Origin of the sequence: Kitasatospora sp. NPDC056181 (assembly GCF_042266225.1) — a bacterium.
In the GTDB taxonomy this organism is placed as follows: domain Bacteria; phylum Actinomycetota; class Actinomycetes; order Streptomycetales; family Streptomycetaceae; genus Kitasatospora.
This window is the reverse complement of the sequence record NZ_JBHJUK010000069.1, coordinates 24,322-44,639: the sequence shown is the minus strand read 5'-3', so window position 1 is coordinate 44,639 and position 20,318 is coordinate 24,322. Positions and strand designations below refer to the sequence as shown.

The following is a 20,318-nucleotide window of genomic DNA, read 5'->3' as shown; positions in this document are numbered from 1 at the left end:
GCGCTCGGCGCGGCCGTCGGTGCCTCGCGCGCCGCCGTCGACGCCGGCTGGTACCCGCACAGCAACCAGGTCGGCCAGACCGGCAAGCAGGTCTCCCCGCAGCTCTACATCGCGGCGGGCATCTCCGGCGCCATCCAGCACCGGGCCGGCATGCAGACCTCGAAGACCATCGTGGCCGTCAACAAGGACGCCGAGGCCCCGATCTTCGAGCTGGCCGACTACGGCGTCGTGGGCGACCTCTTCGAGGTGCTGCCGCAGCTCACCGGCGAGGTGAAGGCCCGCAAGGGCTGATCCGCCGCGCACGTCGAAGCCGCAGGGCGCGCCCCGGGACCTCCCGGGCGCGCCCTGCGGCCTTTCCGGGGCCCGCCGTCCGGCCCGTAGAGTCGGCCCCACGACCGGTAGGGACAGGACCGGCGGTGACACGCCGGCGAGGGTTCGGCCGGCGGTGGCACGGCCGTGCACCGCGAGCAAGGGCGAGGGCAGAGGCATGACACTCCTGACGGCACTTCAGGGCGACTTCGGCGATTCCGGCGACGCGCTGCGGATCGACGGCCACACGCTCTCCCGCGAGCAGCTGCTCGGCGCGGCGGCCGCGGTGGCCGACCGGGTGGCCGGCGCCCCCGCCCTGGCGGTGCTGGCCCGGCCCACCGCCGAGACCGTCGCCGCGGTCGTCGGCGGCCTGATGGCCGGCGTGCCCGTGGTGCCGCTGCCGCCCGACTCCGGTCCCAAGGAGCGCGCGCACATCCTCCGGGACTCGGGCGCGGCCCTGCTCGCCCACGCGGCCGCCGACGCGGCGCCGCAGGATGCCGGGGTGGCCGGGCTGCCGGTCGATCTGACGGAGCGTTCCGCCACCACCCACGCCGAGCCCGACCCGGACGCCACCGCGTTCGTGCTCTACACCTCGGGCACCACCGGCGCGCCCAAGGGGGCGATGATCCGCCGTTCGGCCGTCGCCGCCGACCTGGACGCGCTCGCCGGGGCCTGGGCGTGGACCGCCGACGACACCCTGGTCCACGGCCTGCCGCTCTTCCACGTGCACGGCCTGGTGCTCGGCGTGCTCGGCGCCCTGCGCACCGGCAGCCGGCTGGTGCACACCGGACGGCCCACCCCGGCGGGGTACGCGGCCGCCGGCGGCAGCCTGTACTTCGGCGTGCCGACCGTCTGGTCCCGGCTGGCCGCCGACCCGGAGGCCGCCGGGCAGCTGGCCTCCGCCCGCCTGCTGGTCTCCGGCAGCGCCCCGCTGCCGGTGCCGGTGTTCGAGCGGCTGGCCGCCCTGACCGGCCACGCCCCGATCGAGCGGTACGGCATGACGGAGTCGCTGATCACCGTCTCCACCAGGGCGGACGGCGAGCGCCGCCCCGGCAGCGTCGGCCTGCCCGTGACCGGGGTGCGGACCCGGCTGGTCGGCGAGGACGGCGGGCCCGTCCCGTCCGACGGCGAGAGCGTCGGGGAACTCCAGGTCGCCGGGCCGACCCTGTTCACCGGCTACCTCAACCGGCCCGACGCCAACGCCGAGTCCTGGACGGCGGACGGCTGGTTCCGCACCGGGGACGTCGCGGTGATCGGTGAGGACGGCTTCCACCGGATCGTCGGCCGCGCCTCCGTCGACCTGATCAAGAGCGGCGGCTACCGGATCGGTGCCGGCGAGGTGGAGGCGGCCCTGCGCGACCACCCCGCGGTCGCCGACGCGGCCGTGGTGGGCGCGCCCGACGAGGACCTCGGCCAGGCGGTCGTCGCCTACGTCATCGCGGACGGCGCCGTGACGGGGGAACAGCTGACGGCCTTCGTGGCGGAACGGCTCTCGGTGCACAAGCGGCCCCGCAAGGTGGTGCTGGTGCCCGAACTTCCCAGGAACGCCATGGGAAAGGTGCTCAAGAAGCAGCTGCTGGCGGAGTCGGCACACGGGTGACGGAAAGTCATCCGGGCGGTCGCCCGGGCGGCAGGCCGGTGACGGGTGCTCACCTGATCGACCGTCTTGTCGCTCACCGACCGTGAACCCTTCCTTTGGCGCACTCCACTGCGCGCCGTGAGCGGACGCGTGCCTACCGTGACTGGCAGGCAGAACCGAATCGCTGGACCACATGCCGCGGCTTCCGGTCGCAGGACCGGAAGTCGCGGCAGGTCGGCCGGAGGACGGTTCCGCAGTTCCCGCTCAGCAAAGGAAGACAGCAGGATGACGACCGTCAACACCGGCGCACCGGGTGCCGCCGACGACGAGACCGGGCAGCACACCACCACCTCCGACGGACGGACCCGTGCCGCCCGTCCCTCCCGGGCGGCGCGGGTCCGTCGGGGGATAGCGATGGTGGCCGTGATCGCGGCCGGATCGGGCGTGATCGGCCTCGGCACCAGCGTGGGCAGCGCGGCCGCCGAGCCCGCGCCGGCCCACGCCGGCTGGGACGGCTCGCGCTACTGGTTCAAGAACAGCCAGGGCCAGTGGCGCTGGACCTCGCACTACGACATCTACAAGGCCCGGACCGGGGGATCCTCGACCTCGGCGGCCAAGTCGTCGTCCTCGTCCTCCGGCGGGATCAAGCAGGGATGGGACGGCTCGCGCTACTGGTTCAGGAACAGCCAGGGCGAGTGGCGCTGGACCTCGCACTACGACATCTACCTGGACCGGACCGGCGGGTCCTCCTCGGGCTCGTCCGGCTCCTCGTCCGGGGCGTCCGCCGACTCCGCGGAGCCCGCGGAGGACGGGGACGTCGAGACGGCCGTGCAGTTCGCGCTGGCCCAGCTCGGCAAGCCGTTCGTCACGGCCGGCAACGGGCCGAACGGATACGACTGCTCCGGCCTGGTCCAGCAGGCCTTCCGGCGCGGCGGGATCGACCTGCCGCGGGTGGCCAACGACCAGTACGCGGCGACCACTCCGGTCCGTGCCGGCCAGCTGCGCCGTGGCGACCTGCTCTTCTGGGCGCCCGACGGTACGGCCCGGGGCATCCAGCACGTGGCGATCTACCTGGGCAACAACCAGTACGTGGAGGCCGCCCGGCCGGGTACCACCATCCGCATCTCCGGCATGAGCAGCGGCTACTACCCCGCCTTCATGGGCCGGCCCTGAGCCCTAGGGGCACGGGTGCAACGACGCCCGGGCCGTCCGGGAGACACACCGTCTCCCGGACGGTCCGGGCGTCGGGCGTGCGGGGTGTGCGGGGGCGTCCGGCGCGTCGGGGTTCGCGGGGCCTGCGGCCGCACGAGAAGTCGGGCGGGCCGACCTCCTGTGCGGAGGGGTCGGGTACGGAGGGGGCGCGTGGGGCGTGGAGGGGGCGCGTACGGAGCGGACGGACAGGGCGATCGAGGGCGTGCGCACCGGCGGTCGCGCGGGCGTGCGGCGGGTAGGGTAGGCCGCCTGGCCTGGGCACATGCCCCTGTCACGGGGCGGGTCACGCTTCGCTGGGAGGGCCCGGTCCGGAGGCATGGGGACCGGCGCGGCAGGGGTACCACCTCGGGTGGCGCTGGTTCGACTGACGGGGGCGCCGCCCGGTGCGAACGGCACCGGGGGAAGTCGAGGGGCAGGGGACGTTGTGATCGTCTGGGTCAATGGCACGTTCGGCGCGGGCAAGACGAGTGCCTGCCGTGAGTTGGTGGAGCTGCTGCCCGGCAGCATGCTCTTCGACCCGGAGCTGATCGGGTTCGGGCTACGCGGGATGCTCCCGGCCGACCGGCTGGCGACGGTGTCGGACTTCCAGGACCTGCCGGCCTGGCGCCGGCTCGTCCCCGAGACGGCGGCCGCGCTGCTCGGCGAGGTGCCGGGCCCGCTGGTCGTCCCGATGACGCTGCTCCGGGAGGACTACCGGGACGAGATCTTCGGTGCGCTCGCCTCGAACGGGATCACCGTGCACCACCTCGTGCTGGATCCTGAAGAAACGATCCTGCGTGCGCGCATCGCCCAACGCGAGGAGGTCCCCGACGACCCCGAACGCAGCGCGCGGATCCGGCAGTGGTGCCTGGAGCACGTGCCCCGCTACCTGGCCGCCCGCCGCTGGCTCGGCCGCGACGCCAGACTGGTCGACAACAGCACCCTGACCCCGCGCGAGACCGCGGCCCGGCTCGCCCGGCTCGTCCGGGACGGCTCCGCCCGCTGCCCGATCGTCCAGACCCCCGACACGAGCGGCGACACCGTGGCCTCCGCCGTCCTGTTCTTCGACGAGCAGGACCGGGTGCTGCTGGTCGACCCGGTCTACAAGCCGGACTGGGAGTTCCCCGGAGGCGTCGTCGAGTGCGGGGAGGCCCCCACCGACGCCGCCCTGCGGGAGACCGCGGAGGAACTGGGGCTGCGCCTCGACCCGGCCGCGCTGCGCCTGCTCGCGGTCGACTGGGAGCCGCGCACCGGCCCGCGCCGCGGCGGCCTGCGGCTGGTCTACGACGGCGGCCTGCTGGACGCCGCCGCCCGCCAGCGACTGCTGCTCCCGCAGGAGGAGCTGCGGGGCTGGCGCTTCGTCAGCCTGGAGGAGGCGTCCGGCCTGCTGCCGCCGGGCCGCTACCGCCGGCTCGCCGCCGCGTTGGACGCCCGCCGCAGCGGCGAGCTGCGGTACCTGGAGGCCGGCCGGCGGGCGGCGCTCGGCCTGGCCCGGGCGGCCGACGCGGCGTAGCGGACGGGGCGGGGTAAGGACCGGGCGGGGTGCGGCCGACGTGGGGTAGCGGCCAGGATTGGGCTGCGGACGGGGCAAGGCAGCGGACCGGGCGGGGACGCCCGCGGGGTGCGGCGGCCGGCCGGGTGCGCCGGCAGTAGGAGCCCGGCCCCGGGCCGACCCGTCGGCATCGGCCCGGGGCGGGGGCGGCGGCCGGCCGGGGACGGCAGGATGGGGGCATGCCGTTCACACTCAGCCATCCGGCCGCCGTCCTGCCCCTGCTACGTGCGGCGGGGGCGCGCGGGCCGCTGGTCGCCTCCGCGCTCGTCGCCGGGTCGATGGCGCCCGACGTGCCGTTCTTCGCCGAGTCGCTGCTGCCGGGGGCGTACGGTCTGGGCGGGCCGACCCACAGTTGGTGGGGGGTGCCGACGGTGGACGTGGCGATCGCGGGCGTCCTGGTGGCCGGGTGGCACACGCTGCTGCGCGGGCCCCTGGTGGGGCTGCTGCCCGACCGCCTGGCGCCCGCGGCCGAGGCGCTGACCGCCCGGCGGCGTGGAACGGCGGCGGCGCGCGGGGCGGTGGACGTGGCCTGGTTCGCGGGTTCGGCGGCGCTCGGCGCGGCCACCCACGTCGGCTGGGACGCCTTCACCCACGGGGGCCGTCTGGGCGTCACCCTGCTGCCGGTGCTGGACCGCACGGTCGCCGGGCTCCCGCTGTACACCGTGCTGCAGTACGGCAGCTCGGCGCTGGCGCTGGCCGCACTGGCCGGGTACCTGGTGAGGGCGGTCCGGGCGGTGGAGCCGGTCCGGCCGGCGGTGGCGCTGCCGGCCGGGGTGCGGCGGGCCGCCGTCGCGGTGCTGGGCGCGGCGACGGCGGCCGGGGTGGTGCACCGGCTGACGCCGCTGCGGCGGAACCTGATCCCCGAGTTCTGCTTCGGGGCGGGCGCCGGCCTCGCGGTCGGCGCCGTCGGGTACGCGCTGCTGCACGCGGCGGTGGCACGCCCGGGGAGGCGCGGCGGCACCCGCCCGGGGGGCCGGGAGCGGCCGGCCGAGCGGGTGCCGGTGTGACGGGGGCGGCGTGACGGGGCGGCGGGTCCGCGACCGGCGGCCGCCCGGCGGCCTCAGGCCTTGCGCAGCTCGGCGTAGCGGCGCAGGAAGAGCGCCTCGGTCAGCGCCATCCGCTCCAGCTCCAGCGGGTCGACGCTCTCGTTGACCGCGTGGATCTGGGTGGTCGGCTCCTCGACGCCGATCAGCACGATCTCGGCCTCCGGGTAGAGCGTGCGCAGCGTGTTGCAGAGCGGGATCGAGCCGCCCTCGCCGGAGGCCACCATCGGGGTGCCGAAGGCCTCCGCCATCGCCTCGCCCATCGCCTCGTAGGCCGGGCCGGAGGTGTCCGCGCTGAACGGCGCGCCGTTGCCGTGCCGCTCGATCCGGAGCTGCGCGCCGAACGGCACCTGGGCCTCCAGGTGGGCGACCAGCGCGTCCTGGGCGGCGGCGGTGTCGGTGCCCGGCGGCACCCGCAGGCTGACCAGGGCCTTGGCCGAGGCCTGGACGGAGGAGGTCGCGCCGATCACCGGCGGGGCGTCGATGCCGAGGACGGTGACCGCCGGGCGGGCCCAGAGCCGGTCGGCGACGGTGCCGGTGCCGGTCAGCGTGACGCCGTCCAGCACCTTGGCGTCGGCCCGGAACTGTTCGTCGGCGTACTGAACCCCGGACCAGGTCTGGTCACTGGTCAGCCCGGCCACCGCGACGTCGCCGTGCTCGTCGTGCAGCGAGGCCAGCACCTTCACCAGGGCCTGGAGGGCGTCCGGGGCGGCGCCGCCGAAGGCACCGGAGTGCAGGTTGCCGGCCAGCGTGGTGATCGCCACCTCGACCACCGTCATGCCGCGCAGCGAGGCGGTGACGGTGGGCAGGCCGGCCGCGAAGTTGCCGGTGTCGCCGATCACGATGGCGTCGGCGGCCAGCAGCTCGGGGTGCGCCTCCGCGTACCGCTCCAGGCCGCCGGTGCCCTGCTCCTCCGAGCCCTCGACGATGATCTTCAGCCCGACCGGGTAGGCGTCCCCGTGGACCTGGCGCAGCGCCCGAAGGGCCGTCAGGTGCATGAGGATGTTGCCCTTGCAGTCGGCGGCGCCGCGCCCGTACCAGCGGCCGTCGCGCTCGGTCAGCTCGAAGGCGGGGCTCAGCCAGCCGGACTCGTCCAGCGGGGGCTGGACGTCGTAGTGGGAGTAGAGCAGCACGGTGGGCGCGCCGGCCGGGCCGGGCAGTTCGGCGTAGACCGACTGGGTGCCGTCGGGGGTGTCCAGCAGCTGCACGTTCGTCAGGCCCTCGGCGGCGAAGGCGTCGGCGACCCAGCGGGCGGCCTTCTCGCACTCCTCGACCGGGAACTGGCGCGGGTCGGCGACCGACGGGAAGGCGACCAGTTCGGCGAGGTCGGTGCGGGCACGGTCCATCAGGGACCGGACGGCGTCGGCCAGGGGCTGCTGTGGCATGCGGGTGCTCCGGGAGGGCTGGTCCGTCCGGGGGGGTGCTCCGGGCGGATGGTTGCTGACGGGGGGTACCGCCGATCATAGGCGGAGTCGAACGGGCACCCGCGGGGCTCGTGCGGACGTTCGGGGTGCCGCAGCGGACGATGGCTCACCCGGCCGCATAGGATTGCTCGACGTGACTGACTCCGGAAGCTCCGATCCCCGTAGCCCGCTCGACGCCGCGGCGTCCGGACAGCCGTCCGAGCCGCAGCCTGACCGGGCGGCGCCCGGACCCGACGGCCTCGACGGCGTCTGGGACGTCGTCGTGGTCGGCGCCGGACCGGCCGGGGCCTCGGCCGCGCACGCCGCCGCTTCGCAGGGCCGCCGCGTCCTGCTGCTCGACAAGGCCGAGCACCCCCGCTACAAGACCTGCGGCGGCGGCATCATCGGCCCGTCCCGGGACAGCCTGCCGCCGGACTTCCGGCTGCCGCTGCAGGACCGGGTGCACGCCGTCACGTTCGCGTACGGCGGCCGGTTCACCCGGACGCGGCGGTCGAAGCGGATGCTGTTCGGGCTGGTCAACCGGGACGAGTTCGACCTGCGCCTGGTGCAGGCGGCCAAGCAGGCGGGCGCGGTGCTGGTCACCGGAGTGACCGTCACCGGGGTGGAGCAGCGCGGCGGCGAGCACCGGACGGCCGTCGTCACCGCCTCCGACGGGCGCAGCTTCGAGGCGCGCGCGGTGGTGGGCGCCGACGGCAGCGCCAGCCGGATCGGGCGGCACGTCGGCGTGTCCTTCGACCAGATCGACCTCGGCCTGGAGGCGGAGATCCCCGTCCCGGCCTCGGTCGCGGCCGACTGGGTCGGCCGGATCCACCTGGACTGGGGCCCGCTGCCCGGCAGTTACGGCTGGGTCTTCCCGAAGACCGAGTCCGGCAGCCTCACCGTCGGGGTGATCTCGGCCCGCGGCGACGGCGAGCGGACCAAGCAGTACCTGGCCGACTACATCCGACGCCTCGGCCTGGCGGGCTTCCCACCGAGCGTGGAGTCGGGGCACCTGACCCGCTGCCGGGCCGAGGACTCGCCGCTCTCCCGGGGCCGCGTGCTGGTGGCCGGCGACGCGGCCGGCCTGCTGGAACCGTGGACCCGCGAGGGCATCTCCTACGCGCTGCGCTCGGGCCGACTGGCCGGCGAGTGGGCGGTGAAGGTGGCCGAGGCGGGCAACGCGGCCGGGGTGCGGCGCGAGGCGCTGAACTACGCGTTCGCGATCAAGGCCGGGCTGGGCGTGGAGATGCGGGCCGGCAAGCTGATGCTGACCGCCTTCGAGCGTCGGCCGTACCTGTTCCACGCGGCGGTCTGCCTGGTCGCCCCGGCCTGGCGGGCGTTCGCCCGGACGACCCAGGGGCACACCACCTTCGCCCAGGTGCTGCGGCAGTACCGGGCGGCGCGGAAGCTGACGTCGCTGGCCTCGCGGTAGCGGTGGCGGTGGTGCACGGGGGGCTCCCGGGGTGGCTGGTACCCGCCCCGGGAGCCCCCCGTCCGTCCGGGCCGGCCCGGTGCTCGCCCGGGCCCGGCGGTCACGTGAGTGCGGTGCTCACTTGAGCCCGGTGCTCACTTGGGCCCGGTGCTCGCTTGGGCCCGGTGCTCACTTGGGCCCGGCGGTCACTTGAGTCCGGTGTCGAGGGCCGTGATGAGGGTGCCGCCCGGGGTGTCGCCGGTCATCTCCCAGATCATCGCGCCGAGCAGGTTCCTCGACTTCAGGTAGGCCGTCTTCCGGCTGATCGACCAGGCGTCGTCGAAGGTCCACCACTGCCCGCCCGCGCCGGTGTAGCCGTACGTGGAGACGGACTGCTGGTCGTGGTAGACGGTGAGGTTGGGGAAGGTGGTGATGAGGTTGTTGTACCCGCGGGTTCCGGCCTCCTCGGCGAACTGGCCCGGGGCCGCGCCGGTCGCGCTCTGCCACTCGCCCGCCGCGCCGCCGTCCGCCACGCCCTGCCAGCCGCGCCCGTAGAACGGGAAGCCGATGGTCAGCTTGCGCGGGTTGACCCCGGCGTCGAGGTAGGTCCGGACGGCCGCGTCCACGCTGAAGCGGACGTTGTACGGGTCCTGGGTGTCGGCGTAGAGGTTGGCCTGGTGACCGGTCCGGTCGGGCTCCCACGAGTTGTCGCTGCCGGCGCCGTGGAAGTCGTAACCCTGGACGTTGGCGATGTCCAGGTAGTCGAAGATCTTCGAGAGGTCCCAGCCCTGGCCGACCTTGGCCGGGTCGGCCGGGGTGAAGGCGGTCAGCAGCTTGTGCGGGCCGCCCAGGGCGTCCAGCTGCTTGCGGAACTCGGCCAGCAGCAGGGTCAGGTTCCCCTTGTCGTCGGCGCTGTAGTGGTTGCCGGCGTGGCCGTCGCCGGAACCGGGCCACTCCCAGTCGAGGTCGATGCCGTCGAAGATGCCGGCCGCCACGCCGTCGCCGCCGGCGCCGTTGTAGAGCGGCAGGTTGCCCTTGATCCAGACGTCGAGGCAGGACCTGACGAACTTCTGGCGGGAGGCGTCGGTGGCGGCCGCGTCGGAGAAGTACTTGGAGTACGTCCAGCCGCCGAGCGACACGACCACCTTCAGGTTCGGGTACTTGGCCTTGAGCTTCTTCAACTGGTTGAAGTTGCCGCGCAGTTTGCCCCAGCCGTCGTCGGCGACGCCGTCCACCGACTGGGCGGCGCTCATCGGGCGGGCGTAGTCGGCGTCGGCGTCGCCCGCGCCCGTCCCCTGGTCCGGGTCCTGCGGGTTGGCGGTGGTGCCCTTGGTCACGCCGGCCAGGCAGGTCAGGTTGACCGGATCGATGTTCTCGAAGGCGTAGTTGATGACGTCGAGCTTGGCCGCGCTGCCCGAGGTGTCGAGGTTCTTCACGAAGTACTGGCGGCCGTAGATGCCCCACTGGGTGAAGTAGCCGACCCGGGCGTACTTGCCGGCCCCGACCAGGTCGCCGGTGGTGACGGCGAGCGGGGCCGAGGAGGGCGAGGCGTTGTCGGCGCCGTCGCGGGCCCTGACGGTGAAGGTGTAACCGGTCGAGGGGGAGAGGCCGTCGACGGTCGCGGTCAGGGTGGAGCCGGTGACGGACCGCACCAGGGTGGTGCCCTGGTAGACGTCGTACGCGGCCACCCGCTGGTTGTCGGTGGCGGCGTTCCAGGCGAGCGTGACGTCCGTGGACGTGACCGCCGTGGCCCGGAGGTCGGTGGGGGCGGTGGGCGGCACCGGGTCGGTGGCCGGGTCGAAGGTCGAGGCCGTGACCGGCGCGCTCGGCGGGCCGGCGTTGCCCCGGGTGTCCTTGGCACGGACCGCCAGCGTGTACGAGGTGGCCGGGGTGAGGCCGGTGACCACGGTGTCGGTGCCGGCGCTGGTGCCCACCACGGCGCCGCCGTTCAGCACCTCGTAGGAGGCCACCGGGAAGTCCCCGCCGGTGGCGGCCGGCCACTTCAGCGCGAGGCTGTGCGCGGTCGACCCGGTGACCGTCGGGGTGCCGGGCGCGGACGGCAGGACGTCCGAACTCCCGTCGCACTTGTCGCCGTTGATCCGGCAGCCGGCCGGCGTGCCGATCGGGCCGTTGGCCACGAACCAGAAGCTGTACGGCTCGGTGGTGCCGTGGGCGGGGACGTTCGCGTTGTAGAACGCGTTGGTGGCGGTGACGTGGCGGCCGTTGACGGTGGCGGTGCCGTTGTAGCTGCTCTGGATCGTCACGCCGGCCGGCAGGTCGAACTCCAGCGTCCAGCCGGAGACCGCGGCGGCGTTGTCGTTGTGGACGATGTAGGTGCCCTTCCACCACGAGCCGTTGTCGGCGGTGGTGAAGGCGGCGGTGAGCTTTCCGGCCGCGTTCGCCGGGGCGGCCAGCGCGGTGAGCGCGGCCAGCGGGAGGAGCAGGGCGCAGAGCAGCGTCAGCAGTCTGCTGCGCGCTCGCGGGCGGCGGGCCCGGGAGTCGGCGGCCCTGGATCGGTCGGACATGGTTCTCCCTGTGACTGTGGGGTTGGACAGGGTGGCGCAGAACCGTACGAGTGGTGCCCGGCCCGCGGTGCGCCGGCCGGTGGTGACGACGTCCGGCCGGTGGTGCGTGGCCGACCGGTGCCCGCGCCGTGGGGGGACGGGGCATGGGAACTGTAGGAGGACTGGACCAATGCGTCAACAGGTCTGTACCACTTGGGAATTGGGGGTGTGGGGCCGGGCTCCCGGGGGCGGTTCTGGTCCTGCCTCGGTCCTGCGCCGGTCCTTCGTCGGCCCGGCTCCCCGTCCTGCGTCGGTCCGGCTCCCGGCCCGGTCTGTGGTCCGGTCCCCGGTCAGGAGCGGCGGGGGTCGCCGGTGAGCTCGTCGCCGAGCGGGCTGCGGCTGTAGAGCACCGAGCGGCCGTGCCGGGCCCGGGTCACCAGACCGGTCTGGTGCAGCACTGCCAGGTGCTGGCTGACCGCGCCCGGGGTGACGCCCAGCCGGTAGGCCAGGTCGGTGGTCGAGGCGGGTTCGACCAGGACCGCGAGCAGCCGCGCCTTCGGGGCGCCGAGCAGCTGCTCCAGGGCCCGCGGGGCGACCGGTAGCGGCGGTCCGGCCATGCCGCCCTGGCCGCGGGCCGGGTAACTGATCTGCGGTGCACGGTCGTTGCTGATCATCGTGATGGCGCCGCGGGCGAAGAAGGTCGGCACCAGTACCAGTCCGCGCCCGTCCACGGTGATCTCGCCGTCCTTCGGCGTCCAGCGCCGGTTGATCGAGAGCACCCCGTCCTCCCAGTGCAACCGGTGGTCCAGGTTGGCGAAGAGCGCCGCCGCGCCCTGCTGGGCGAGCACCCGCGCGCGGTACACGAGGTCCGCCTCCAGCACCGCGCGGGCCTGCGGCCACCAGGTGGGGGCGAGGCAGAGCTCCCAGTACTCCTCCAGCGCGTCCGCGATCCGGGCCAGCAGCCGGGCAGGATCGGCCAGTCCGGCCGCCAGCGGGGCCGGCAGCGGCCGGCCGTTCGGCAGGAAGGTCTGCTCCAGCTCGGGGCGGAGCTCCTCGGGCGGCAGGGCGCGGACCACGGCCAGCTCGGTGCGGAAGTCGGGCGCGGGGGAGGCGGGCCGGGGCGTCAGGAAGTCCGGCACCCAGCGGTTGTCGGCGACCAGCGAGAGCAGCAGGGTGGAGTCCAGCCGCTCGAACGCCGGGCGCAGTCGTTCGAAGGCGGGGGACTGCAGGACGTAGTAGCCCGGGTGGGTCCACATCCGCAGACTGAGCGCGGCCTCCTGGATCGGCGAGCAGGCGAAGGAGGTGCTGGCGAGGTCGGCAAGGCCGAGCCTGAATCTGTGCACGTGCTCCGCCCCCGGTGACCGCTGCTTTCAGCCAGAGCCTAAATCAATACTGCGGAGGCGGGGGGAGGGGGTGGGATCGTGGGCATGACCACCTCATCGGCGGAGTCCTCCGCACCTTCCTCCGGCCTGTCCGCCGACGAATCGCCCGACCCGGGCCCGACCGAACCCGGCTCCGCCGGCCGGGGGCCCTCCGCCGGCGATGGATCCTCCGACGCCGGGCCGTCCGGCGACGCCGGCACCGGGCCGGGCCGCGCCGCCCGGCTGCTGCACCCCGACCCGATGGTGCGCCGGCTCGCCGGGATCACGCTCGTCAACACGGTCGGCAGCGGGCTCTCGATGGCCGTCGGCGTGCTCTTCTTCACCCGCGTCCTCGGGCTGAGCGCCGCCCAGCTCGGCCTCGGCCTCACCGTCGCGGGCCTCTGCGGGGTCGCCGCCAGCGTGCCGGCCGGACGGGCCGCCGACCGGTGGGGTGCGCGGCCGGTCCTGGTGACGCTGGTCGCCCTGAACGCGGTCGCCACCGCCGGCTACGCCCTGGTGCACAGCTACCCGGCCTTCCTGGCGCTGGCCTGCGTGGTGTCCGCCGTCGACCGCGGCGCGGCCGCCACGCGCAACGCCCTCTACGCGGAGGTGCTGCCCGCCGACCGCCGGGTGGCGGGCCGGGCCTACCTGCGGGTGGTGACCAACATCGGGATCTGCCTCGGCACCTCGATCGGCGCGATCGCGCTCCAGGTGGACACCCGGCAGGCGTACCTGACGGCGATCCTGGCCGACGCCGTCTCGTACGCCGTCGTCGCCGTGCTCTTCTACCGCCTGGCCGTCCCGGCGGCGGCGCGGAAGGCCGCGGCGGACGGGCAGCAGGCCGGGGGCGGGCGCAAGCGCAACCCCGCACTGCGGGACGGGCCGTTCCTGGTGGTGACGGTGCTGAACGCGCTGCTCGGCCTGCAGTTCGCGATGCTGGAGGTCGGCGTGCCGCTCTGGGTCGTCCAGCACACCGACGCGCCCCGGATCACCGTGGCCGCCACCATGATCGTCAACACCGTGCTGGTGATCGCCCTGCAGGTCCGGGCCACCCGGGGCACCGAGGAACGGGCCGGCGCCGCCCGGGCCTGCGGCCGGGCCGGGGTGATCCTGGCGGCGTCCTGCCTGGTGATCGCCCTGGCCCACGGTCTGCCCGCCACGGTCGCCGCCGTGGTGGTGCTCGCGGGCGTCGCCCTGCAGGCGCTCGGCGAGGTGCTCGGCCAGGCCGGCGGGTGGGCGCTCAGCTACGACCTGGCCGGCGAACGCGACCACGGTGCCTACCAGGGCGTCTACAACGCCGGCTCGGCCGCCGCGCTGATGATCGGTCCGGCGGTGGTCACCACCGCCGTGATCGGGTACGGCCTGATCGGCTGGGCCGCCCTCGGAGCCCTGCTCGCCGCCGCCGGCCTGGCCGTGCGCCCCGCCGTCCAGTGGGCCGGGCGGAGGGGCGCGGTCGAGGCGTCCTAGCCCTCCCCGGGAACCAGGGCGAGGGCCTCGATCTCGATCAGCACCTCCGGCAGGAACAGCGCGGCGACCTGCATCGCCGAGCTGGCCGGGAGCGGCGTGGAGCCGAAGTACTCGTCCCGCGCCTCGCGGATGGCGGGCATGAACCCGATGTCGGTGACGAAGTAGGTCAGCTTGACGACGTCGCCGAAGCCGGCCCCGGCGGCGGCCAGGCAGCGGCTCAGGTTCTCGAAGACCTGACGCGCCTGCGCCTTCGGGTCGCCGGCCCCGACCAGTTGCCGCTGCTCGTCGAACGCGACCTGGCCGGAGACGGCCACCAGGCGGCCGGTGCCGGTGACGACCTGGGTGTAGCCGGTGCCGGGAGCGACCCCGGGCGGCTCGGCGATGTGGGTCAGGTGCTGGGAGTGCGAGGTCATGGCGACCATGGTGGCCGACGGACGATCACCGCACCAGCGCCTTTTCGCCGCCCGCCGCGGTCAGTGGACCACCTCGGGCAGCTCCCGGCAGTACGGGCGGTCGGCGGCCGGGAGAACGGCGGCCGGGCCGCCCGCCCGCAGCACCACGTCCAGCACGGCGTCCGGCGCGCAGGCGTAACCACCGCTCGCCCAGGCCGTGTTGGCCTCCACCACGGCCCAGCGGCCGCCGTCCAACGGGCCGACGTCGACCACGACGGCGCTCGGCAGCATCCCGGCCGAGGCGGCCAGCACGTCCGCGGCGAAGGCGGCCACCTCTGCCCGGTACGGGTCCTCGTCGATCGGCGCGATGCTCAGGTCGCCGTCCACCGCGTAGCGCGAGGCGGTGCGCACCTCGCCGTCCAGCACGAACAGCCGGTACTCGCGGTGGAACCGCACCACCTCGCTGGCCAGCACCAGGGTGTCGTCGTCCAGCGCGTCCGGGCCGGGCAGACCGGACCCGTCCGGGTAGACCTTGGCCGGGAAGAGCTTGTCGCCCGGCGGCTTGAGGAACATCGGGCGGCGCAGCCGGCGGGCCTCGGCCAGCGTGGTGAGCGACATCGACCGCCCGGTCAGCTCCTGCGGCAGACGGGCCGGCCAGTCGTCCGGCGGCTGGAGGAGTGCCAGGCCGAACGCGCCGCCGACCGCGTCGCCGAACAGCGGGCCGCCGTAGACGTGCACGGGCGCGCCGAGCAGCTCCGCCGGGGCGCGCCAGGCCGTCGCGGTGTGCGCGCGCAGGCCGCGGCGGCCGGCGGCGGTGCGCAGTTGGAGCCCGGTGTCGTTGATCCGGGGAGCGAGCAGCAGGACGGCGTCGGAGGTCATGGGCACCGATGCTGCCGTGTCCGGCCGCGGGCCGACCACCGGTTTTCGGCACGAAGGGGTGACGGGTCTCGCGGCGGGTGGCTCTGGCCGAGCGGCGGGTGGGCATGTCAGAGTCGTCCGGGCGCCGTCCCGGGAGGACCGGCGCCACGGCAATCCGACCCACCCTCAGCCGGAAAGCAGGCCCGCACCGATGACCCGCGAAGTACCCTTCGTCCGCGTCACCACCGCCGACGCCGTCACCACCCTGACCCTCGACTCGCCGCACAACCGCAACGCGCTCTCCACCCGGCTGATGGCCGAACTCACCGCCGGCCTGGCCGCCGCCGCGGCCGACCCGGAGGTCCGCGCCGTGGTGCTCACCCACACCGGCAAGGTGTTCTGCGCGGGCGCGGACCTCTCCGAGGCGACCGGCGCGGACCCGACGGTCGGCCCGCGCGGCCTCGTCGACCTCCAGCGGGCCATCGTCGACTGCGCGAAGCCGGTGATCGCCGTGATCGAGGGGCACGTCCGGGCCGGCGGCCTCGGCCTGGTCGGCGCCGCCGACCTGGCGCTGGCCGGACCGGCCGCCACCTTCGCGTTCACCGAGGTCCGCCTCGGCCTCGCGCCGGCCGTCATCTCGCTGCCGCTGCGCCCCAAGCTGGACCCGCGCGCCGCCTCCCGGTACTACCTGACCGGCGAGGTCTTCGACGCCGCCGAGGCCGCCCGGATCGGCCTGATCACCGAGGCCACGGACTCCGCGGAGTCCACCGGCACCGCGCTCAAGGGCCTGCTGGACGCGCTGCGGCTCGGCTCGCCGCAGGGGCTCGCGCAGTCCAAGCGGCTGGCCAACGCCGAGGTGGTGCGCTCCTTCGAGCGGGACGCCGACGAGCTGGTCGAGCTGTCGGCCCGGCTGTTCGGCTCCGACGAGGCGCAGCAGGGCATGCGGGCCTTCCTGGAGAAGCGCCCGGCGCCCTGGGCCCGCTGAGGCCGCGGCGCGGCGCGCTCAGCTCCAGTTGACGGCGGCCGTCTCGCGCCAGAGGCCCAGCAGGGACCGGTCGCCGGTGAGCCGCACCCGCTCGGCCGGCAGCCGGTTCCAGAGCAGCAGGTAGAGCTCGCGGGCCGGGCCGGTGAGCGTGAGGTCCGCGCCGGTGAGCATGAGGTCCGGGCCGGATTCCCCACCCGTCCCCCGGTCGGCGGCGGTGCCGCCCGGCACGGTGACGACGAGGGGTTCCTGGCTGATGGTCAGCAGCCAGGAACCCGGTCCGTCGGTGGGCTGCACCAGGAGGGTGCGCGGCTGCTCGCTGCGCACCCGGGCCCGGCTGCGGGCCATGAACCCGCGGAGCAGCTCGTCGATCCCGTCCAGTGCCAGGCCGGCGGCCACCCGTGGACCCTCGGCCCCGGCCGCCGCGTCGGCGTCGAAGCGGTGCACGGCCGTCTCGTGCGCCTGGCGGCGGGCCCAGAACGCCAGCGGGCTCGGGGCGGGGAGGAAGCTCCAGCAGTCCAGTCCGGCCGGTGCCCCGGCGAGCGCCTCGACCAGGGCGGCGTGGCCCCCGCGGAACCAGTCCACCAGGCCGGCGTCCGACGGATCCGGACCCATGACCGCGCGCTCGCCGTCGGCGTCCAGCAGCTCCCGGTGGCCGTCCCGCACGTAGGCGGCGGCCCAGCGGTGGACCCGCCCGGTGTGCAGCACCAGATCGCGCAGGCGCCAGTCCGGGCAGGTGGGAACGGGCGCGTTGAGGTCGGTCCGGGCGGCGGCGTCGGCGAGCAGGGTGCCCTCGCGGCGCAGCGCGTCGATGTGCTCGGTGATCTCCATGGCGTACGAGTCTGGCAGTCTCCGGCGGATTTCGGACGTGGTTACGTCCAGCGGGAGGGCCGGATGTGATGTTGGCCGCCTGTCCGGTGACGGCGCCGTACGGGCCGGTAACGTGGCCGCATGTCGATCACCCGTTCCCTGTTCTCCGCCGCCCGGTCCGGCGGTCGCCGCGCCGTCGGGCGGCTCGTCCACCGGGGCTGGCAGTGGGTGCAGCGGGCCGGTGCGGTGTCCAGTGAGAGCCCCGGCCCGTACCGGTTCGGTGAACTGGGGGCCGGGACGAAGCTGAGCTTCCCGCTGGGTGCGGTCTTCAACGAGCAGTGGATCACCATCGGCCCGTTCTCGATCATCGGCGAGCGCGTCACGATCAGCGCCGGCTTCCTGCCCGGGCTCGACCTCGGGCCCGAGCCGATCGTCCGGATCGGCGGCGGCTGTGTGATCGGCCGCGACAGCCACATCGTCGGCCACCAGTCGATCGTCCTCGGCGACGACGTCTGGACCGGCCCCGGCGTCTACATATCGGACCAGGCTCACGAGTACCGGGCCACCGACCTGCCGATCGGCAAGCAGTGGCCGCGCAACGAGCCCGTCGAGATCGGCTCCGGCAGCTGGATCGGGACCGGCGCGGTGATCCTGCCCGGCGCCCGGCTCGGCCGCAACGTGGTGGTCGCGGCCGGCTCGGTGGTCCGCGGCGAGGTGCCCGACCACAGTGTCGTCGCGGGCGCGCCCGCGAAGATCGTCCGCCGCTGGACCGAGGAGGAGGGCTGGCAGCCCCCCTTCCGTAACGACCCGCCCAGCCCGCTCCCGGGTGACATCACGGCGGAGCAGTTGCGGGCCCTGGCGGGCTGGGACTTGCGGCTGCCCGGCGAGTCGGGGGCGTGAGGGGGCGCGCGGCGGCGGGCCGGGCGGTGTGGCCCTGACGGTGGGCGGGCCGGAGGGTCTGCGGCTCTGGCGGGGCGCCCCGGGGGCGCGAGGTCGGGGCGGCAGGCGCGCGGTGGCCGGTGTCAGGCCGGCTCCTGGGTGCGTTCGGCGTCGTGGGCGGCGATGGCGGCGGCGATGCGGAGGAGGTCGGCGGGCCGGGTGGGGTCGAGGCCGGTGAGGACAGCGACGCGACGCAGCCGGTAGTCGACGGTGTTCGGGTGCAGGTGAAGGGTGCGGGCGGTGTGACGGCGGTTGAGGCCGCCGGCCAGGTGGGTGCGGAGGGTCGCGAGCAGGTCGCCGGAGTCCGCCAGCGGCTCGATCAGGGAGGCGAGCCGGGAGCGCGCGTGGCTGGGCCGGCTGAGCTGGTACTCCAGCAGCACGTCGTCGAGCCGGTGCAGGCCGGGCGGGCGGCCGAAGGCCCGTGCGACCTCCAGCACCTCGTGGGCGAGCGCGGCCGCGCCCGGCACCCCGGCGGGGGTGGCCGCCGCCGCGCCGGCCTGGACGGCCGCGCCCGTGGCGCGGGCCGTCCGGTGGACGGTGTCGGCGAGCATCAGCCAGGTGGCGGCGGGGACGGCGTCCGGTCCGCGGTCCAGCGGGACGAGTGCCACGCCGCCGGTGGCGGTGAGCGAGGTGAGCGCCGACTGCCGTGTGCGGTGGTCGAGTTCGGCCCGGAGCCGGCGCAGCTTGCGCCGGGCGGCCACCGTCCGGTCGACGCCGGGCGCCTGTTCGTCGGGGTGGTCGGCGACGGCGAGGCAGAGCACGGCGTACGCGGGTGGGAGCCGGAGGCCGGCGCGTTCGGCGGCCTCGTCGGCGGGGGCGCCCTCGAGCAGTGCCGTGAGCAGGGCGTGCCGGGCGGCGTGCCGTTCGTCGGCGAGGTCGCGGCGGTCCTCGACGTAGCCGGCGCCGGCGGCGGAGGTGGCCCGGCGGAGCTGGTCGAGCAGGAGCCGGTTGAGGACGAGCAGGTCGGCGGCGTCGCCGTCGCGGGCCTGCCGGGTGACCAGTTCCCAGCAGACCTCCATGCCGAGGTGGTGGGCGAGCAGGACGGCGTCGAGCGGCAGCCCCTCCTCGGCCCGGCGGGCGGCGGCCTCCCGGACGGCGGCGAACTCGGCCGCGGGGGCGGGCAGTCCGGTGCGGACGGCCTGGGCGAGGGCGCGGATCCGCCGTTCGGTGACCTGGGCGAGTTCGCCGGCGACCTGTTCGCGCGGCAGGCGACGGTAGGTCGGTACGCGTTCCACCAGGGTGGCGATGACGGTCTCGACCAACTCCGGTACGGAGCCGAGCAGCTGCTGGTCGGCGGGCACTCCGCCGATCACCGGGATCCGCCAACCGGGGGCGCAAGCGGGTGAATTGTGACCGGTCACAGAAAACACCGTCCAGGTCTGGGGGACACCCAAGGGCCGGGCCGGAGGGGCGACCGCATGATGGAGGCACTCGGGTTACCTGTTGGTAACAAACTTCCGCTGTGGAGGCAACAGTTGGGAACCCCACTTTCCCGCTTCCCCGCAAGACCGGTGCGCCGCAGGCTGCTCGGCACCCTCGGCTCGGCCCTGCTGGCCGGTGCGCTGCTCGTCGGCGGCCCGGCCGGTGCCGCGTATGCGGCCGCCGGGGCGGACGCGACCCCCACCGCGTCCGCCCCGGCGGCCTCGCCGGATCAGCTCGCGGGAGCCCAACTCCCGCCGGACGGTGACTCGGTGGCCTCGCCGCCGGGCGCCAACGACTGGAGCTGCCGGCCGACGGCCGCGCACCCCGACCCGGTGGTCCTGGTGCACGGCACCTTCGCCAACCGGTACGAGAACTGGCTCGCCCTCTCGCCGCTGCTCAAGAGCAAGGGCTACTGCGTCTTCGCCCTGGACTACGGCATGGTGCCCGGCATCACCTCCTCCGGCAGCGGCCTGCTGCTGCCGGTCGGCGGGCTCGGCCCGATCGACGAGTCGGCCGCCCAACTGGGCCGGTTCGTGGACCTGGTGCGCGCGGCGACCGGTGCGGCCAAGGTCGACATCGTCGGCCACTCGCAGGGCGGCATGCTGCCGAACTACTACCTGAAGTTCCTCGGGGGCGCGGCCAAGGTCGACAAGGTCGTCGGCCTGGCTCCGTCCAACCACGGCACCACGCTCGACGGCATCACCAACCTGGCGCCGTACTTCCCCGGGGTCGCCGACCTGATCTACACCGCCTGCAACGCCTGCCGGGACCAGGCGGTGGGCTCCGCGTTCAACCGGAAGATGGCCACGCTGCCGGACACCGTGCCGGGCGTCCGCTACACGGTGATCTCGACCGTGTACGACGAGGTGGTCACGCCGTACCGGACGCAGTTCCTCAGCGGCCCCGCCGTGGACAACGTCGTCCTCCAGGACCGCTGCCCGGTCTCACTCGCCGAGCACGTCGCGATCGCGTTCTCGCCGACCGCCCTGCACCTGGTCACCAACGCGCTCGACCCGGCGCACGCGACGCCGGCCTACTGCGGCTGACCGTCCCCGCCCACGCATGAACGCTGCACAGGAAGTCGGATCGGCCGAC

The 20,318-nt window shown here is 74.9% G+C and carries 17 protein-coding genes; 10 read left to right on the top strand and 7 right to left on the bottom strand.

Going from position 1 to position 20,318, the window contains the following annotated elements; all coding sequences use genetic code 11:
- From ACFC1F_RS24640 to ACFC1F_RS24620, 5 genes are all read left to right on the top strand, one after another.
- Nucleotides 1-291: electron transfer flavoprotein subunit alpha/FixB family protein (locus tag ACFC1F_RS24640; RefSeq protein WP_376161328.1), on the top strand; the 291-nt coding region annotated here is incomplete at its 5' end.
- Nucleotides 292-487: 196 nt separating this feature from the next.
- A complete protein-coding gene (locus tag ACFC1F_RS24635) occupies nucleotides 488-1,909 on the top strand; it encodes an acyl-CoA synthetase (protein ID WP_376161326.1) in 1,422 nt (473 codons plus the stop codon).
- A gap of 264 nt (nucleotides 1,910-2,173) precedes the next feature.
- Nucleotides 2,174-3,061: a C40 family peptidase gene (locus ACFC1F_RS24630; protein ID WP_376161324.1), complete on the top strand. Its 888-nt coding sequence runs from the start codon at nucleotides 2,174-2,176 to the stop codon at nucleotides 3,059-3,061.
- A 463-nt stretch (nucleotides 3,062-3,524) separates the two neighbouring features.
- Nucleotides 3,525-4,592 (top strand): NUDIX domain-containing protein, encoded by a 1,068-nt coding sequence (locus ACFC1F_RS24625; RefSeq protein ID WP_376161322.1) that lies wholly within the window; start codon nucleotides 3,525-3,527, stop codon nucleotides 4,590-4,592.
- A 218-nt stretch (nucleotides 4,593-4,810) separates the two neighbouring features.
- On the top strand, nucleotides 4,811-5,638 hold the full coding sequence (locus tag ACFC1F_RS24620; protein ID WP_376161320.1) for a DUF4184 family protein: 828 nt from the start codon (nucleotides 4,811-4,813) through the stop codon (nucleotides 5,636-5,638).
- Between the two features lie 53 nt (nucleotides 5,639-5,691).
- Here ACFC1F_RS24620 and ACFC1F_RS24615 read toward each other — a convergent pair whose 3' ends face one another.
- A complete protein-coding gene (locus ACFC1F_RS24615; protein ID WP_209416159.1) occupies nucleotides 5,692-7,059 on the bottom strand; it encodes a dipeptidase in 1,368 nt (455 codons plus the stop codon).
- Between the two features lie 172 nt (nucleotides 7,060-7,231).
- Here ACFC1F_RS24615 and ACFC1F_RS24610 point away from each other — a divergent pair, with 172 nt between their 5' ends.
- A complete protein-coding gene (locus tag ACFC1F_RS24610; RefSeq protein WP_209416160.1) occupies nucleotides 7,232-8,509 on the top strand; it encodes a geranylgeranyl reductase family protein in 1,278 nt (425 codons plus the stop codon).
- Between the two features lie 185 nt (nucleotides 8,510-8,694).
- Here ACFC1F_RS24610 and ACFC1F_RS24605 read toward each other — a convergent pair whose 3' ends face one another.
- Nucleotides 8,695-11,013, bottom strand: coding sequence for a glycosyl hydrolase family 18 protein (locus tag ACFC1F_RS24605; protein WP_376161318.1), 2,319 nt, complete (start codon nucleotides 11,011-11,013; stop codon nucleotides 8,695-8,697).
- Nucleotides 11,014-11,342: 329 nt separating this feature from the next.
- Entirely contained in the window at nucleotides 11,343-12,335 is a 993-nt protein-coding gene (locus tag ACFC1F_RS24600; protein WP_376161316.1) for an ArsR/SmtB family transcription factor, read from the bottom strand.
- Between the two features lie 84 nt (nucleotides 12,336-12,419).
- On the opposite strand from ACFC1F_RS24600, the gene ACFC1F_RS24595 reads away from it, so the two are divergent.
- A complete protein-coding gene (locus ACFC1F_RS24595; protein WP_376161314.1) occupies nucleotides 12,420-13,820 on the top strand; it encodes an MFS transporter in 1,401 nt (466 codons plus the stop codon).
- Here ACFC1F_RS24595 and ACFC1F_RS24590 read toward each other — a convergent pair.
- Nucleotides 13,817-14,233: a RidA family protein gene (locus tag ACFC1F_RS24590; RefSeq protein WP_376161312.1), complete on the bottom strand. Its 417-nt coding sequence runs from the start codon at nucleotides 14,231-14,233 to the stop codon at nucleotides 13,817-13,819. The two genes, ACFC1F_RS24595 and ACFC1F_RS24590, sit on opposite strands and share 4 nt — an antisense overlap.
- A 60-nt stretch (nucleotides 14,234-14,293) precedes the next feature.
- A complete protein-coding gene (locus ACFC1F_RS24585; protein ID WP_376161310.1) occupies nucleotides 14,294-15,091 on the bottom strand; it encodes an ATP-grasp domain-containing protein in 798 nt (265 codons plus the stop codon).
- Nucleotides 15,092-15,281: 190 nt separating this feature from the next.
- On the opposite strand from ACFC1F_RS24585, the gene ACFC1F_RS24580 reads away from it, so the two are divergent.
- Nucleotides 15,282-16,055 (top strand): enoyl-CoA hydratase family protein, encoded by a 774-nt coding sequence (locus ACFC1F_RS24580; RefSeq protein ID WP_376161308.1) that lies wholly within the window; start codon nucleotides 15,282-15,284, stop codon nucleotides 16,053-16,055.
- Between the two features lie 18 nt (nucleotides 16,056-16,073).
- Here ACFC1F_RS24580 and ACFC1F_RS24575 read toward each other — a convergent pair whose 3' ends face one another.
- The gene (locus tag ACFC1F_RS24575; RefSeq protein ID WP_376161306.1) at nucleotides 16,074-16,883 is read right to left on the bottom strand and encodes a maleylpyruvate isomerase family mycothiol-dependent enzyme; all 810 of its coding nucleotides are present in this window, start codon (nucleotides 16,881-16,883) and stop codon (nucleotides 16,074-16,076) included.
- Nucleotides 16,884-17,003: 120 nt separating this feature from the next.
- Between ACFC1F_RS24575 and ACFC1F_RS24570 the strand changes: the two genes are divergently transcribed.
- Entirely contained in the window at nucleotides 17,004-17,762 is a 759-nt protein-coding gene (locus ACFC1F_RS24570) for a DapH/DapD/GlmU-related protein (protein WP_209416168.1), read from the top strand.
- Between the two features lie 122 nt (nucleotides 17,763-17,884).
- On the opposite strand, the gene ACFC1F_RS24565 is transcribed toward ACFC1F_RS24570, so the two are convergent.
- Complete coding sequence (locus ACFC1F_RS24565; protein ID WP_376161304.1) at nucleotides 17,885-19,162, bottom strand: PucR family transcriptional regulator; 1,278 nt, start codon at nucleotides 19,160-19,162, stop codon at nucleotides 17,885-17,887.
- A gap of 114 nt (nucleotides 19,163-19,276) precedes the next feature.
- Here ACFC1F_RS24565 and ACFC1F_RS24560 point away from each other — a divergent pair, with 114 nt between their 5' ends.
- Nucleotides 19,277-20,269 carry an esterase/lipase family protein gene (locus ACFC1F_RS24560; protein ID WP_376161302.1) on the top strand — a complete coding sequence of 331 codons (993 nt, stop codon included), beginning with the start codon at nucleotides 19,277-19,279 and terminating at the stop codon, nucleotides 20,267-20,269.
- Nucleotides 20,270-20,318 lie beyond the last annotated feature (49 nt).